This window comes from Marinobacter sp. B-12 (assembly GCF_056857915.1).
In genome coordinates this window covers 401,549-417,833 of record NZ_JBSXOB010000057.1, presented here as the reverse complement: position 1 = coordinate 417,833, position 16,285 = coordinate 401,549, and the positions used below count along the sequence as shown (strand labels likewise).

General features: G+C 55.7%; 10 protein-coding genes and 4 tRNA genes. 1 reads left to right on the top strand and 13 read right to left on the bottom strand.

The window, feature by feature from the left end; all coding sequences use genetic code 11:
- Positions 1-256 precede the first annotated feature (256 nt).
- From AC13D2_RS13500 to AC13D2_RS13455, 10 genes are all read right to left on the bottom strand, one after another.
- On the bottom strand, positions 257-2,110 hold the full coding sequence (locus tag AC13D2_RS13500; RefSeq protein ID WP_278367617.1) for a SurA N-terminal domain-containing protein: 1,854 nt from the start codon (positions 2,108-2,110) through the stop codon (positions 257-259).
- Positions 2,111-2,283: 173 nt separating this feature from the next.
- Complete coding sequence (locus AC13D2_RS13495; RefSeq protein ID WP_036205867.1) at positions 2,284-2,556, bottom strand: HU family DNA-binding protein; 273 nt, start codon at positions 2,554-2,556, stop codon at positions 2,284-2,286.
- A gap of 238 nt (positions 2,557-2,794) precedes the next feature.
- Complete coding sequence (lon, locus tag AC13D2_RS13490; RefSeq protein ID WP_292048288.1) at positions 2,795-5,212, bottom strand: endopeptidase La; 2,418 nt, start codon at positions 5,210-5,212, stop codon at positions 2,795-2,797.
- Positions 5,213-5,371: 159 nt separating this feature from the next.
- Complete coding sequence (gene clpX, locus AC13D2_RS13485; protein ID WP_482938752.1) at positions 5,372-6,655, bottom strand: ATP-dependent Clp protease ATP-binding subunit ClpX; 1,284 nt, start codon at positions 6,653-6,655, stop codon at positions 5,372-5,374.
- Between the two features lie 77 nt (positions 6,656-6,732).
- Entirely contained in the window at positions 6,733-7,368 is a 636-nt protein-coding gene (clpP, locus tag AC13D2_RS13480; protein ID WP_300496351.1) for an ATP-dependent Clp endopeptidase proteolytic subunit ClpP, read from the bottom strand.
- Positions 7,369-7,581: 213 nt separating this feature from the next.
- Positions 7,582-8,886 (bottom strand): trigger factor, encoded by a 1,305-nt coding sequence (gene tig / locus AC13D2_RS13475; protein ID WP_300496354.1) that lies wholly within the window; start codon positions 8,884-8,886, stop codon positions 7,582-7,584.
- A 314-nt stretch (positions 8,887-9,200) separates the two neighbouring features.
- Positions 9,201-9,285 (bottom strand) — tRNA-Leu (locus tag AC13D2_RS13470).
- Between the two features lie 55 nt (positions 9,286-9,340).
- Positions 9,341-9,416: transfer RNA gene (locus AC13D2_RS13465), tRNA-His, on the bottom strand.
- A gap of 96 nt (positions 9,417-9,512) precedes the next feature.
- Positions 9,513-9,589: transfer RNA gene (locus tag AC13D2_RS13460), tRNA-Arg, on the bottom strand.
- Between the two features lie 50 nt (positions 9,590-9,639).
- Positions 9,640-9,716 (bottom strand) — tRNA-Pro (locus AC13D2_RS13455).
- A 164-nt stretch (positions 9,717-9,880) separates the two neighbouring features.
- Here AC13D2_RS13455 and folD point away from each other — a divergent pair.
- The gene (folD, locus tag AC13D2_RS13450) at positions 9,881-10,738 is read left to right on the top strand and encodes a bifunctional methylenetetrahydrofolate dehydrogenase/methenyltetrahydrofolate cyclohydrolase FolD (protein WP_292049736.1); all 858 of its coding nucleotides are present in this window, start codon (positions 9,881-9,883) and stop codon (positions 10,736-10,738) included.
- 55 nt (positions 10,739-10,793) lie between these two features.
- On the opposite strand, the gene AC13D2_RS13445 is transcribed toward folD, so the two are convergent.
- From AC13D2_RS13445 to AC13D2_RS13435, 3 genes are all read right to left on the bottom strand, one after another.
- Positions 10,794-12,974: a malate synthase G gene (locus tag AC13D2_RS13445; protein ID WP_292049737.1), complete on the bottom strand. Its 2,181-nt coding sequence runs from the start codon at positions 12,972-12,974 to the stop codon at positions 10,794-10,796.
- Positions 12,975-13,116: 142 nt separating this feature from the next.
- On the bottom strand, positions 13,117-14,499 hold the full coding sequence (cysS, locus tag AC13D2_RS13440; protein ID WP_482938751.1) for a cysteine--tRNA ligase: 1,383 nt from the start codon (positions 14,497-14,499) through the stop codon (positions 13,117-13,119).
- Positions 14,500-14,584: 85 nt separating this feature from the next.
- Complete coding sequence (locus AC13D2_RS13435) at positions 14,585-16,261, bottom strand: glutamine--tRNA ligase/YqeY domain fusion protein (RefSeq protein WP_292049740.1); 1,677 nt, start codon at positions 16,259-16,261, stop codon at positions 14,585-14,587.
- Positions 16,262-16,285: the final 24 nt, after the last annotated feature.

Sequence of the window (16,285 nt, the reverse complement as noted above, 5' to 3'; positions counted from 1 at the left end):
CCAGCGCTTTGCCTGCGGCTTCCTTCAGATTCCACCTCGCGGTGGACACCCTTGCCGTCCGGCTAGTGGTTCCCCTTGCCGGGCCCACAGGGGACTTGCACCCCCAAGTCATCCGGCCAGCACCACCTAGACCGGAACAGCGCCCGTCAAGGCGCTACGCGCCATGCCTGGCGCACCAACTAAAAAGCCCGGGACGTTGCCCGGGCCTCTCATGGCAGTACAGCAAAAAAGGCACCCATTATCGGGTGCTTTTTTGTTACGGCCGCTCTATTTCGGCGCTCTCTCTCAGGAACTGCTGATACGCCTGGTACTCACGCTGCCCCTCAAGCGATGCCAGGAAACCGCGAAGCTGGCGGAATTCACCCCCATCACGGTTAACCTCACCCTCGTTAACCGCATCGAGAGCCACGATGGACGCGCTGCCATCGGACACCACCGAGCCGTAGACATTGTCACCATCGCCAGGGCGCTGAAGTGAAAACACCTGGGACATAACAGCACCACCGAGCGCCGGGTTGCTTCTGGACTGCTCCTCATAGGATTGCCACTCGCCGACCCCCAACTCTTCGATGTCCTTGCCGGATTTAAGGTCAGCGATGATTGAGTCAGCACGCTCGTTGAGTGCTTCGCGAGTCTTCTGGCGGGTCAATGCCGCCCGGATCTCGTCGGCCACCTCTTCAAGCGGCTGCTGTTGTGCCTCTTGGTACTCACCTACCCGCGCCACAACGGACATATTATCGCCCACGTCAATCAGCTCGGTGTTAAACCCTTCGGTCAACACATCCTCGGAAAACAATTGGCGGATCAGTCCCGCGTGGTCAAAAGGCGCTTCACCGCCATCTCGGGTGATGCCACTCTTTTCCCGTACTTCAAGACCCAGCTCCTCTGCCGGACCGGCCAGATTGTCAGCCGCATAGGCCAGGTCAGCAAGCTCTGAGCGAACTTCAGCAAAACGCTCAGTGGCCTCACGCTGGGCAAGCTCACGGCGGAGTTGGTCTTCCAGTTCCGCCAATGGAGGCGCTTCGGTTTTCTGCACGTCCTCAAGCTTGATGAGATGAACACCGAAGCTGGTGGACACCGGCTCGGAGACTTCCCCTTCTTCAAGCGCAAACAGAGCGTCTTCAAAGGCTGGGTCATAGACACCGCGATCCGCGAAGCCCAGATCGCCCCCCTGCTCTGCGGAAACCGTATCCACGGAGAATTCTTCAGCGAGGGCTGCAAACGACTCACCGGCTGCCAGACGCTCCTGAATCGTCGCCATGGTCTCGTCAGCGTTTTCTCCATCCTCAATCAGGATGTGTGAGGCACGGCGCTCTTCCCTCGCCAGCTCGGAGGCACGCTGCTCGTAATAATCACGGAGCTGGTCGTCACTGATCTCAATGGTTTCGGCAAGTGCGGCCAGTGACAGAACAATGTAACTGGCATCCACGCTCTCAGGCAGCTTGAAGGCGCCCTGGTTCTCATCGTAGTACGCTTCCACATCGGCTTCGGTCACTTCCACTTGATCGCTTACAGCGTCTGCAGAGAGCGTTGTCACGCGGAAGTCGCGGGTCTGGTTCTGAATGCGCAGCAACTGGGCGACGTTTTCATCCGTCACAACGCCGCTTTGAGAAATACCGGCACGAATCTGGTTAACCACATACTGCTTTCGCATGGTCTCGCGGAACTCGGCAACGCCCATTCCCATATTCCTGACTGCCGACACAAACCGATCACGGTTAAAGGTACCGTCTACCTGAAACTGCGGCATCTGGGTGATCAGGGAATCAATATCGGCATCGGAGAGCTCCAGCCCCTGATCTTCGGCGTTCAGGGTCATCACTTTTTGCTGGATCAGGGCATCGAGAACATCCTGGCGCACCTGATCTTCATCCAGCAACGACGGATCTGGATTCTCCATCTCTGACAGGCGACGTTGACTCTCGATCTGTACAACCCGGAGAAATTCCCTCTCGGTGATGTCTTCCCCATTGACCGTGGCCACTTCAGGCTCGCCGGAAAAACCACCGACAATCGCGTCCATTCCCCAGATAGAAAGTGAAACAATCAGAAGGCCAATAATGATTTTGGCAATGGTGCCCTGGGCATTTTCCCGAATATCTTGAAGCATGTCTCTCCCGGATCCCTGATCAAAGTCTGTGAGGGTCTCTTAACGTAAAAAGGCGCATTCTTTCAGGAATGCGCCTTGAATTCATCCGGAGCAGGCTGGCAGCGGTATCGCCACCGGGCCAACCGCTCCGACAATGACCGGGAACCCCGGACATTGCCAGATGAAAGAGTCCGTTACTTAACGGAGTCTTTCAGGGCCTTACCTGCCTTGAACCCAGGCACTTTGGAGGCCGGGATCTTGATCTCGGCACCCGTCTGCGGGTTACGGCCGGTACGAGCGGCACGCTCTTTAACAGAGAAAGTACCAAAACCAATCAGGGTTACCTGATCGCCTTTTTTAAGGGCACCGGTGATAGAGGTGGTCATGGCATCCAGAGCACGGCCAGCAGCGGCTTTGGAGATATCTGCGGATTCTGCAATTGCATCGATCAGTTCGGACTTGTTCACACTAAACCCCTTCGATTTCAGGTTGAAGATGTTATAGGTTGGTTTGTTGTTTCCTGGACGTTCCCGACTATCGCATAAGCGGTCAGAGAATTCCATTCTTCACTATTTTTATTCCTTTCGGTTACTAACCGGTGTTCGGAATAGGCACTAACTGCGCGGGAGCCCTTGATATTGGCTGCTTCACGGCGAAACAGTTATACCAATGGGCTCTCTCGCATGTCAACAATACAACGCGTGTTTAATGTGTATTTATGCGCTCTGCAGCGTCGCCGTCTTCGTCACGGGGCTTACCTGCCCCTGTTTCTGAGGACGAATCTTCGGTGCGCGGTTCCGGCGGATAGGCCAGTGCAATATCGAGCACCTCGTCAATCCATTTGACCGGTCGAATTTCCAGTGACTCCTTGATATTGTCCGGTATCTCTTTGAGATCACGAGCATTTTCATCAGGGATAATGACGGTCTTTATACCACCTCTATGGGCCGCCAGGAGCTTCTCCTTTAGCCCTCCGATGGGCAGAACCCGACCGCGAAGGGTGATCTCACCAGTCATCGCCACATCGGCCCGAACCGGAATCTGGGTCAATGAAGAAACCAGTGCCGTGCACATGCCGATACCGGCGCTCGGTCCATCTTTTGGCGTCGCACCCTCGGGAACGTGGACGTGCAGATCGTGCTTTTCATGGAAATCGTCACTGATACCCAATCCCAGCGCACGACTTCTGACCACTGTCAGGGCAGCCTGTATTGACTCCTGCATCACATCGCCCAGGGAGCCGGTCTTGACCACCCGCCCCTTGCCTTTGGTCAGCGCGCATTCGAGAGTCAGCAGCTCACCACCAACCTGGGTCCAGGCAAGGCCCGTCACCTGTCCGACCTGATTCTTCTCCTCGGCCAGGCCATACTTGAACTTCTTGACGCCAGAGAAGTCTTCAAGCATCTCCTGCGAGAGCGTCACAGAGGCCTTGTCACCGCTTTCAACATGATCGCGCACAACTTTACGGCAGATCTTGGCAATCTCACGCTCAAGGCCACGTACACCGGCCTCACGGGTATAGTAGCGAATCAGGTCACGAAGCGTTTGCTCCGGCATGTCCAATTCGTTTTTGCGCAGGCCATTGGCCTTTACCTGCTTGGGCAACAGATATTTCAGCGCAATATTAACCTTCTCGTCCTCGGTGTACCCCGGGATGCGGATAATTTCCATGCGGTCCAGCAGCGCCGGCGGAATATCCATGGAGTTCGACGTACACACGAACATCACGTCGGAGAGATCGTAGTCGACCTCCAGGTAATGGTCGTTGAAGGTGTGGTTCTGTTCCGGGTCGAGCACTTCCAGCAACGCTGACGCCGGATCGCCACGATGGTCCATGCCCATTTTGTCGATTTCATCGAACAGAAACAGCGGGTTCTTCACCCCCACCTTGGACAGCTTCTGCAGCAACTTGCCCGGCAAAGCCCCGATATAGGTTTTGCGATGGCCACGAATCTCCGCCTCATCACGGACGCCACCCAGCGCCATACGCGTGTACTTGCGATTTGTTGCGCGGGCGATCGATTGGCCAAGAGACGTCTTACCAACACCGGGAGGACCTACCAGACAGAGAACCGGACCCTTCACTTTCTTTACGCGGCTCTGAACAGCCAAATACTCCAAAATCCGCTTCTTGACTTCGTCCAGGCCGTAGTGGTCTTCATCCAGAATGTCGCGGGCCTTCTCGATGTCGTGGCGAACCCGGCTGCGCTTTTTCCAGGGAATGGCAAGCATCCAGTCGATGTAACCACGCACAACCGTTGCCTCCGCAGACATCGGTGACATCATTTTGAGTTTGTTCAGTTCCGCTTCGGTTTTCTTGCGAGCTTCTTCGGGCAGGCCGGCTTCTTCCAGCTTCTGCTCAAGCTCTTCAAAATCGTTGTTGCCCTCACCAAGGCTGCCCATCTCCTTCTGGATGGCTTTCATCTGCTCGTTGAGATAGTACTCCCGCTGACTGCGCTCCATCTGTTTCTTGACGCGGCCGCGGATGCGTTTTTCGACTTCGATCAGATCAATTTCGCCGTCCAGCTTGCCCAGCAGCAAGTCAACGCGCTGACGTATCTCGAGGGCTTCGAGGAGTTCCTGCTTCTCGGGAATCTTCAGTTCCAGATGAGCCGCCATGGTATCTGCGAGGCGCTCAAGCTCATTGATGCCGGTCAGCGCATTGGAGACTTCCGAGGGCACCTTCCTGGAGAGTTTGACGTACTTCTCGAACTCGTCCATCAGGGTTTTGACCAGTACATCCTCTTCCTTGGCCGGCAGCGAGTCCTCATCCATCAGCATGGCCGTACCGACAAGATACTCGTCATCAGCGATGCCGGTAATGGTTGCACGGGCGCTGCCCTCCACCAGGACCTTGACAGTGCCATCCGGCAATCTGAGCATTTGCAATACCGTGGCTACAGTACCCATGGCAAACACATCATCCGGGCCTGGTTCGTCCGTTGACGCATCTCTCTGGGCCACCAGCAGGATTTCCTTGTTGCCCTCCATGGCCGCTTCCAGTGCCTGTATGGACTTTTCTCGGCCCACAAACAGCGGCACCACCATGTGCGGGAACACCACCACATCTCTCAGCGGCAACAGCGGGTATTCTTGCACGGACTCTTCAGGTATCAGGGTCATAGAAAATCCTCTGACGATGTTTGATTCAGCATATCACCCTTCATTGGGGCGACAGCAAAAATTGCAACTTTTTACGCTCTCAGACATTGCTTCCCGGACCGGTGCGGGCATAAAAAAAGGGCGTTTCCGCCCTTTTTTAAACGCCGACTGACCGGAGCATCAATCCTCCGGCACCGCCTTGGCGTGGTCGCTGCTTGCATAAATCTTGAAAGGCTCGGATTGGCCACTGATGACGCTCTCGTCAATCACCACCTTGGAGACGTCATGCTCAGACGGTATCTGATACATGGTGTCCAGCAATGTCGCCTCCATGATGGAACGAAGACCACGGGCGCCGGTTTTCCGCTCCATCGCTTTGCGAGCGACAGCCCGCAGTGCGTCTTCTCGAAAGTCCAGTTCCACGCCTTCCATGTCAAACAGCTTCTGATACTGTTTGGTCAGAGCGTTCTTGGGCTCAGTCAATATCTGTACAAGCGCCTCTTCATCCAGTTCCGTCAGAGTCGCCACTACCGGCAGACGACCGACGAACTCCGGAATCAAGCCATACTTAACCAGGTCTTCGGTTTCGACATCCTTAATGATATCGCCCGCGTTCTTGGTGTCGTCCGGACTCTTCACCAGCGCAGAGAAGCCAATGCTGCTGCGCTCTGAGCGTTCCTGAATCACCTTATCCAGGCCAGCAAAGGCGCCGCCGCAGATAAACAGCATATTACCGGTGTCCACCTGCAGGAATTCCTGCTGCGGGTGTTTGCGGCCACCCTGCGGAGGAACGGACGCCACAGTGCCTTCAATCAGCTTGAGCAGCGCCTGCTGAACGCCTTCACCGGACACATCCCGGGTGATGGACGGGTTGTCAGACTTGCGGGAAATCTTGTCAATTTCGTCGATGTACACAATGCCTCGCTGGGCCTTGTCGACATCGTAATCGCATTTCTGCAGAAGCTTCTGGATGATGTTCTCGACGTCCTCACCGACGTAGCCGGCTTCGGTCAATGTGGTCGCATCGGCAATGGTGAAGGGAACATTCAGCATCCGAGCCAGCGTTTCGGCAAGCAGGGTCTTACCACTACCGGTCGGGCCGATCAGCAGGATATTACTCTTGCCAAGTTCCACTTCGGCCTTGCCCTCACCGTAGCGAAGGCGCTTGTAGTGGTTATAGACCGCCACGGATAGCACCACCTTGGCCCGGTCCTGGCCGATCACGTATTCGTTCAGCGTGTCGCGGATTTCAGCGGGTGTCGGAAGACGATCACTGGCCTCTTCCTGCGCATTTTCCTGGATTTCCTCCCGGATAATATCGTTGCACAGATCGACGCACTCGTCGCAGATGAACACCGAGGGCCCTGCAATGAGCTTACGGACTTCATGCTGGCTCTTTCCACAAAACGAGCAGTACAGCAACTTGCCGTTATCGTCGCCCCTGCCGTTTCTTTCATCTGCCATTGAAATACCTCTGAGCTTGGTTTGCTGGCGTACTCACCTCAATACGCCAGCAGGGAATGTTGCGATTACCTTCAGTATTATTTATTCGGTACACGCTTATCAAGTATAGAATCAATCAGCCCGTAGTCCTTCGCCTGCTGAGGATCCATGAAATTATCACGGTCCGTGTCCTTGGCGATGGTGTCCAGCTCCTGGCCGGTGTGATGGGCCAGGATGGAGTTCAGGGTGTGGCGAATCTTCAGGATCTCACGCGTGTGGATCTCGATATCCGTTGCCTGACCCTGGTAACCGCCTAACGGCTGATGAATCATAACCCGCGAATTCGGCAGGCAGGCACGCTTGCCCTCTGCACCGCCCGCCAGCAGAAACGCGCCCATGCTGGCAGCTTGCCCCACACACAGCGTGGCCACATCAGGCTTGATAAACTGCATGGTGTCGTAGATAGACATACCCGCAGTAACGGAGCCACCGGGGCTGTTGATGTACAGATGAATGTCCTTGTCCGGGTTCTCGGACTCCAGGAACAGCAACTGAGCCACAATCAGGTTGGCCATATGGTCTTCAACCGGCCCCACCAGGAAGATTACCCGCTCCTTTAACAGACGGGAGAAGATGTCAAAAGAACGTTCGCCTCGTGCGGTCTGCTCGATAACGATTGGTACCAGGCCGGAATTGGTAACCATTGCGGGACCATCAATTGGTGTCTGCGTCATGATGCGCGTGAACTCCTTCTGGACAATGAAGTGGCGTTTTTTCGCCACCGCTTATAAATCAGCTACGCCTCGTTTTTCTTATTGCTACGAATCAGCGTTATTGCTGTATTGGCTATTACTGTGCCAGCACCGGGCCAAGATGAAAACAGCCGGACATACCGGCTGCTCTACTCCCCAGGCATGCGGGGCCAATCTGCAATGGCCCTGCCGTCTTTAACGCTGCTGCTGACCGGCCTGGATAGCCTCTTCGTACTTGAGCTTCTTCTCCTTGACCTTAGCCTGGTCAAGAATCAGATCAACGACCGCATCTTCGAGAACAGACGACTCGATCTGCTGCTTCTGCTCCGGGCTGCTGTTGAAATGCGCCACAACCTCTTCAGGCTGTTCATACGTTGACGCAATTTCCTGGATCTTTTCATCCACTTTAGCAGGATCTGCCTTCAGGTCATTCTGCTTGACCACTTCCTGGAACAGAAGGCCTGTTTTCACACGACGACGGGCCTGCTCTTCGAAGATTTCCTTGGGCAACTGCTGGAAGTCTACCTGGCCGCCGAACCGCTGTACTGCATCCTGGCGCAAGCGATCGATTTCCTGATCCACCAGAGCCGTGGGCACTTCAAGCTCGGTGCTTTCAAGAAGCCCCTCAACCACGTCATTCTTGACCTTGTTGGAGACCGCCTGCTTGAGCTCACGCTCCATGTTCTTCTGCACTTCTTCACGGAACGTGGCTTCGTCTTCGGCGTCGATACCAAATTTCTTGAAGAATTCAGCATCCAGCTCCGGCAGCTGCGGCTCCTGAACGTCGTGAATCTTGATGTCGAATTTGGCCGGCTTGCCCGCCAGATCTTCGTTCTGGTAGTCCTCAGGGAAGGTCACTTCGATCTCAAGCTCTTCACCGGCTTTACCGCCAACAATGCCTTTCTCGAAACCGGGGATCATCTGGCCCGAACCGAGGGTCAGTTTGTGGTTTTCGGCAGCACCGCCTTCGAACTCTTCACCATCAACAGTGCCCTTGAAATCGATCAGTACAACATCCTTGTTCTTGGACTTGCGTTTGACCGACTTCATGGTGGCCTGCTGGCGACGCAGGTTGTCAATCATGGTGTCGACGTCTTTATCGGCGATCTCGGCCTTTGGCTTTTCCACGGAGATCTTGCTGAAATCACCCAGTTCCACTTCCGGCAATACTTCGAAAATGGCCACGAACTCGAGGTCCTTGCCCTCTTCCATGGTTTTCGGCTCGAACTTCGGCCAACCTGCCGGGTTGATGTCCTGCTCCTGCAACGCCTTGATGTAGTTGTCGCGCATTACCTCGCCGACAATCTCCTGCCGGACGCTGTCACCAAAACGACGCTTCACCACACGCATGGGCACCTTGCCCGGGCGGAAACCGTTCATTTTTACCGTGCGAGCGGTTTCCTGCAGGCGTTTCTGAACCGCCTGGTCGATTTCCTGGGCGGGCACACCGATTGTCATCCGACGTTCGATGTTGGAGGTCGTTTCAACAGACACTTGCATGGAAGATCCTCAAATTACAGGTTCGGTATGTGAATGAAAGTAAAAGCTAAATTCGATTTCAGGACAAATCCCCTGAAAAGGACGAAAATTTAAAAGCGGGTAGTTTATCACGGTTTGCCGTGCCGAGAGAATCCACCTGTTACAGGCAACTTCCGGGAATATGGGCGCCCCGCTCTTTTATCTGAAACGAGAGTTGGGGATTAAAACCAAAAAAGAAAGGGGGCTGTATACATCAATGTGACAGGAATCACTCTCCAGCCACTTCTGTAACCCATAAAAAAACCCCCTCAGAGTTTCTGAGAGGGTTTCTGATTTGGTACCTCGGGAGGGACTTGAACCCCCACGCCTTGCGGCAACAGGACCTAAACCTATCGTGTCTACCAATTCCACCACCGAGGCAAAAAAATCGGAATTCTGTCCCTAAATGAGCCATAGATCACTGCAAGCAGGAAAGTGGGGTGGACGAAGGGGTTCGAACCCTCGACCGCAGGAGTCACAATCCTGAGCTCTACCAACTGAGCTACGTCCACCACATCCAGACTACCGCCGGGCAGAGACCCCAACAGGCACTTCAGGTAAACTTTGCTGATTCGGTGTCTCCGGGACGGATCAAACCGTCTGCGGTATGGCGCGCCCGGCAGGACTCGAACCTGCGACCACCGGCTTAGAAGGCCGATGCTCTATCCAGCTGAGCTACGAGCGCATAAACCGTTCGCCCACCTGACTGTTCAATATCCTGGACTGACCAGAAAGTGGTCGGGGTAGAGAGATTCGAACTCCCGACATCCTGCTCCCAAAGCAGGCGCGCTACCAGACTGCGCTATACCCCGTCTCAACTGAACAACAGATACCTCAGCAAAGTTGGCGCGCATATTACCGGCGCCGAACCGGTCCGTCAACACGCATTTCGGGTTTTCGCCCTTCGATTGGCGACGGAGCCTAAGCATGAGACAATGCTGCGCCTTTATTCTCGCACAACCGACAAGACAAAGACATGAGCGCCAAACTGATCAACGGAAAAGACATCGCCGCCACTGTGCGACAACAGGTTGCGGCAGGAACTGAAGCCCGCAAGCAACAGGGGCTTCGCGCCCCCGGGCTGGCTGTGGTACTGGTGGGCAATGACCCGGCCTCGCACGTCTACGTAGGCAACAAGCGCAGAGCCTGTGACGAGGCGGGCATCATGTCGCTCTCCTACGACCTCCCGGAAGACACGTCACAGGAAGCCCTGGAGGCCCTGGTTGACGAACTCAACGAGAACCCCGACGTAGACGGCATCCTGGTACAGCTCCCCCTGCCTGACCATATGGACGCGGATCCCATTCTGGTAAAGATTCGCCCCGACAAGGACGTGGACGGTTTCCACCCCTACAACATCGGCCGCCTGATGCAGCGCAAACCGGCCCTGAGACCCTGCACGCCTGCAGGCGTCATTACCCTACTGGACAGCGTAGACACCCCTTACAAGGGCCAGCACGCCGTTATCGTGGGCGCATCCAACATCGTCGGCCGCCCCATGACCATGGAACTGTTACTCAAAGGCGCCACAGTAACGATATGCCACCGGTTTACCGACGATCTTGAGAAGTTTGTGCGGGAAGCGGACATCCTGATTGCCGCGGTCGGAAAGCCGGGACTGATCAAGGGCGAGTGGGTCAAGCCCGGAGCAACCGTGATTGATGTGGGCATCAACCGGATGGACGACGGTAAGCTGCGTGGCGATGTGGATTTCGCTGCGGCTTCGGAGCGGGCTGCGTACATCACCCCAGTGCCTGGCGGCGTAGGCCCCATGACGATTGCGACGCTGCTACAGAACACGCTCTATGCAGCGAACGAGTTACACAAGGATTAATCCGGCCCCACAAAAAAACCCCGCATTCGCGGGGTTTTTTGTTCGCCGGCCCTGATTACTGACCGTACTTCTCTTTCGCCTTCAGACGATAGGCGTGCAGAAGCGGCTCGGTATAGCCATTCGGCTGCTCGCGGCCCTTGAGAACCAGATCCATGGCAGCCTGGAAGGCAATACTGCCCTCGAATTCCGGCGCCATGTCACGGTAGGACGGGTCGTTCGCGTTCTGGCGATCAACCACTGCCGCCATGCGTTTCATGGTTTCGTTGATCTGCTCTTCGGTGCAGATACCGTGGTAGAGCCAGTTGGTCAGCAACTGCGAAGCGATACGCAAGGTAGCGCGGTCTTCCATCAGGCCCACATCGTTGATATCGGGAACCTTGGAGCAGCCGACACCGCTGTCGATCCAACGCACCACGTAACCGAGAATACCCTGGGCGTTGTTGTCCAGCTCCTGCTGGACCTCTTCCGCCGACAGGGATTCCGGATCATCCATAACCGGCACGGTCAGGATGTCATCCAGGTTGGCACGGGTGCGGCTTTCCAGCTCTTTCTGGATATCCGCTACGCTCACCTGATGGTAGTGGGTAGCGTGCAGCGTAGCCGCCGTTGGTGACGGAACCCATGCGGTATTGGCACCGGCTTTCGGGTGACCGATCTTCGCTTCCAGCATACCCGCCATCAGGTCCGGCATGGCCCACATACCTTTACCGATCTGGGCAACACCACGGAAACCGGTTTCCAGGCCGATATCCACGTTCCACTGTTCGTAGGCCTGAATCCAGGCAGCCTGCTTCATCGGCCCCTTGCGGATAAATGGCCCCAATTCCATGGAGGTATGGATCTCATCGCCCGTGCGATCCAGGAAGCCGGTATTGATGAAGACGGCACGCTCTCTGGCGGCATGGATGCAGGACTTGAGATTAACGGTGGTACGCCGCTCCTCATCCATGATGCCAACTTTCAGGGTGAACGCCGGCAGACCAAGCGCATCCTCAACGCGACCGAAAAACTCATTGGTAAACGCCACTTCTTCAGGCCCGTGCATCTTCGGCTTAACAATGTAAACCGAACCGGTGGTGCTGTTCTGCAGCTTGCCAGTGCCCTTGAGGTCGTGGATCGCAATCAGCGAGGTCATCAGGCCATCCATCAGCCCCTCAGGCACTTCACTGCCGTCTTTCAGCAGGATGGCCGGGTTGGTCATCAGGTGACCCACGTTGCGTACGAACATCAAGCTGCGGCCTTTCAGCACCAGCTCTCCGCCTTCCGGCTTGGTGTAGGCGCGATCACCATGCATCTTGCGGGTGGTTTGCTGGCCGCCTTTCTCGAAGGTTTCTTCCAGGTCGCCCTTCATCAGGCCCAACCAGTTGCGATAGGCCAGCGCCTTGTCATCAGCATCCACGGCAGCGACAGAATCCTCACAGTCCATGATGGTGGTCAGAGCCGACTCCATCAGCACATCTTTTACATGTGCCCCGTCATCCTTTCCGATCGGGTGGCTGGCATCGACCTGAATTTCGAAGTGCATGCCATTCTTGACCAACAGCACGCCAGTAGGTGCATCGGCGGCGCCGGTGTAACCCACAAAGCCGGATTCATCTTTCAGGCCAGTAGCCTCACCGTTCTGCAACTTGACCACCAGCTTGCCACCCTCAACCAGATACTGGGCTGCGTCTTTATGGCTGCCAGAAGCAAGCGGAGCGGAACTGTCCAGAAGGTTACGCGCAAATTCAATGACCTTGGCGCCACGAACCGGGTTGTAGCCACGGCCTTTTTCGGCGCCGTTTTCCTCGGAGATCGCATCGGTGCCGTACAGTGCGTCGTAAAGACTACCCCAACGGGCGTTGGCAGCATTCAGCGCAAAACGGGCGTTCATCACCGGAACCACAAGCTGCGGACCAGCCATGGTGGCCACTTCCGGATCCACGTTTGAGGTGGAGATCTTGAAGTCGCCGGGCTCATCAACCAGGTAGCCGATATCCTTCAGGAACGACTTGTACTCGGCCATGTCGAGCTTCTGGCCCTTGTGGTCACGATTCCAGGTGTCCATTTTCTCCTGGATGTCATCGCGCTTGGTGAGCAGCTCTTTATTACGGGGAGCCAATTCGTGAACAATCTTGTCGAACTCGGCCCAGAATTTGTCAGCGTCGACACCCGTACCCGGAATTGCTTCGTTATTAACGAAATCGAACAGGTTCTTTGCGACCTGAAGGTCGCCGACTTGTACGCGTTCTGTCATCGTTGTTTGCCTCAGTGGGTTACTGTATTCCCTGCCCTTTTACGGATTTACCTGCCAGGGCCGTTATAATTCGAGGGCGGTATTGTACGGGAATTTCCCTACAAGGTCATTCCCGCGCCAACAACACGACCTTTGGTTGACATCATCCTCTGCGCCAACTGGTGCCTTCGCGACTGTCATCCAGAATAATGCCTTTATCTGCCAACTCATCCCTTATACGGTCCGCCTCGGCGAAATCTTTCTGCTTACGCGCATCGGCACGGGCCTGGATCATCGCCTCGATGTCGTCGGCACTGAGTTCGCCCCCGGTGTCGGCCTGAAAGAAAGCTTCCGGGTCCTGCTGCAACAGCCCCAGAACACCACCGAGCCTTACAAGCACCGCAGCTTGCTCGTTAGCCTTTTCGTCGCACCCTTCCCTGCGGTGCAGGTTGATTTCATTAGCGACTGCATGAAGAACCGCAGTGGCTCCTGCAGTGTTGAAGTCGTCATCCATGGCCTCGGCAAAGCGCTGGTCGTGTTCTGTTTCCGCCACGTTCTTGGCGGGCACCAGACCACGCAGGGCATGGTAGAGCCGGGTGAGCGTGCGCCCAGCTTCCGCGAGATTGTCTTCCGAGTAATCCACCTGACTGCGGTAATGACTGGACACCAGGAAGTAACGCACCACCTCCGGCGCATACTTCTCAAAGATCTCACGAATGGTGAAGAAATTGCCCAGGGATTTCGACATTTTTTCTTTGTTCACCCGAATAGCGCCGGCGTGCATCCAGGTGTTCACAAAGGTATGGCCATTGGCACACTCGGACTGAGCAATTTCGTTCTCATGGTGCGGGAACAACAAATCAGGCCCACCGCCGTGCATATCAAAGGTCTCGCCGAGGCAGCGGTTAGACATGGCAGAGCATTCGATATGCCAACCCGGCCGACCGTCACCCCAAGGTGAAGGCCAACTTACCTCACCCTCTTTAGCGGCCTTCCAAAGCACAAAATCCGCCGGGCTGCGCTTGGCTTCCTGGACATCCACCCTTGCGCCAGCCACGAGATCCTCAAGCTTTTTCTTGCTGAGCTTGCCGTAATCGGAGTACGACTCGACGGAGAAGTAGACGTCGCCGTTGTCAGCGGCATAGGCATGACCGCCTGAAACAAGCTTGTGGATCATGGCCACGATTTCGTTAATGTATTCGGTAGCGCACGGCTCTTCTGTCGGCGACAGGACACCCAGCTTAGCTTCATCCTCGTGCATGGCCTTGATCATGCGCTTGGTGAGGTCGCTATAGACTTCGCCATTCTCGTCCGCGCGGCGCAGGATCTTGTCGTCGATGTCGGTGATGTTGCGAACGTAGTGGACATCGTAGCCGCTGTGACGCAAGTACCGCGTGATCACATCAAACGCCACCAACACCCGCGCATGCCCCAGATGACAGTAGTCATACACCGTCATGCCACAGACGTACATGCGAACCTTTCCTGGCTCTATCGGTTTGAACTCTTCCTTTTGCTGACTCAGGGTGTTGTAGATTCTAATCACGCTACGCTCGTTAAAAGATTGAATGAATGTACCACCGAACTCGACGGACCAGGCGGGCAGGGCCTTCCGGGACCGCGGCCCTAACTTACTTGCCCTTCCCCCACGAATCCCGGAGGGTCACTGTACGGTTAAACACCGGACGGCCTGCTGCCTCAGTCAGTTCCTGATCGCAGAAGAAATACCCCTCACGCTCGAACTGATACGGTAAATCAGTACGGGGCTGGGCCAAGCTTTTCTCTACCCTGGCACCTTTGAGGACAACCAGAGATTCCGGATTGATCGAGTCCACAAAGTCGGTTTCTTTATCACTGTCCGGCGATTCATGGTTAAACAACCGGTCGTACTGATTAATATCCGTTTCAACGCTGTCCGTCGCTGATACCCAGTGAACCACACCGTTCGGTTTATAGCCGTCAGGGTTCACGCCCAGCGTGTTGGGATCGTACTCACACTTCAATTCAACAACCTCACCGCTGTTGTCACGGATAACCTCACGACAGGTCATCACGTAACCACCGCGCAGGCGCACCGCCTGATCCGGAGCAAGGCGTTTCCATTTGCGGGGCGGCTCTTGTGCGAAGTCTTCGCGATCGATGTACAGAACCTGGCTCCAGGTGACTTCCCGCTCGCCCATGTCCGGGTTCTGGGGGTGAACCGGCAACACCAGGGTTTCGGTCTTGTCTTCCGGGTAATTGGTCAGTGTCACCTTCAGCGGGCGCATTACGCACATCGCGCGGGGCGAACGGGTGTTCAGGTCTTCGCGAATGGCGTGCTCCAGCATTCCCATATCCACGGTGCCGCCGGCCTTGTTGACACCGATCATGTCGCAGAAGGTACGGATGGACTCCGGGGTATAACCACGGCGGCGCATGCCGGAGATGGTGGGCATGCGCGGGTCATTCCAGCTATCCACAAAGCCTTCGTCCACCAAACGCTTGAGCTTGCGCTTGCTGGTGATGGTGTAATTGAGATTCAGCCGGGCAAACTCGATCTGCCTTGGCTGGCAGGGAGCTGAGATGTTGTCCAGCACCCAATCATAGAGCGGGCGATGATCCTCGAATTCCAGGGTGCACAGGGAGTGCGTAATCCCCTCCATGGCGTCGGAAATCGGGTGGGTGAAGTCGTACATCGGATAGATGCACCATTTATCGCCAGTCTGGTGATGGTCGGCGTAGCGAATCCGGTACAAAATCGGGTCCCGCAGATTGATGTTCGGGGAGGCCATATCGATTTTGGCGCGCAGCACCAGCTCACCGTTCTGATACTTACCGGCGCGCATATCGCGGAACAGCTGAAGGTTTTCTTCTACCGGACGGTCACGATAGGGGCTGTTCTGGCCCGGCTCTTTAAGCGTGCCCCGGTACTCAGCCATCTGATCCGCAGTCAGCGCACACACATAGGCTTTGCCCTTTTCGATCAACTCAACGGCGAAGTCGTAAATGGCGTCAAAATAGTCCGAAGCGTAGCGAACCTCCCCGCTCCATTCACAACCCAGCCAATGAACATCCTGCTTGATGGAGTCAATGTACTCCTGGGATTCCTTTTCCGGATTAGTATCATCAAACCGCAACGTGCATTCGCCGCCAAAGGTTTCAGCAATGCCGAAATTCAGGCAAATGGATTTGGCGTGGCCGATGTGCAGGTAACCGTTCGGCTCAGGCGGAAAACGGGTCACAACCTTACCCGCGTGCTCGCCTTTGGCAACGGCGTCTTCGATCATGCTCTGGATGAAGTTATGGGCTTTCTTGGACTCGGCGCTCATACAATCTCAATCGTAGGGTGTGTA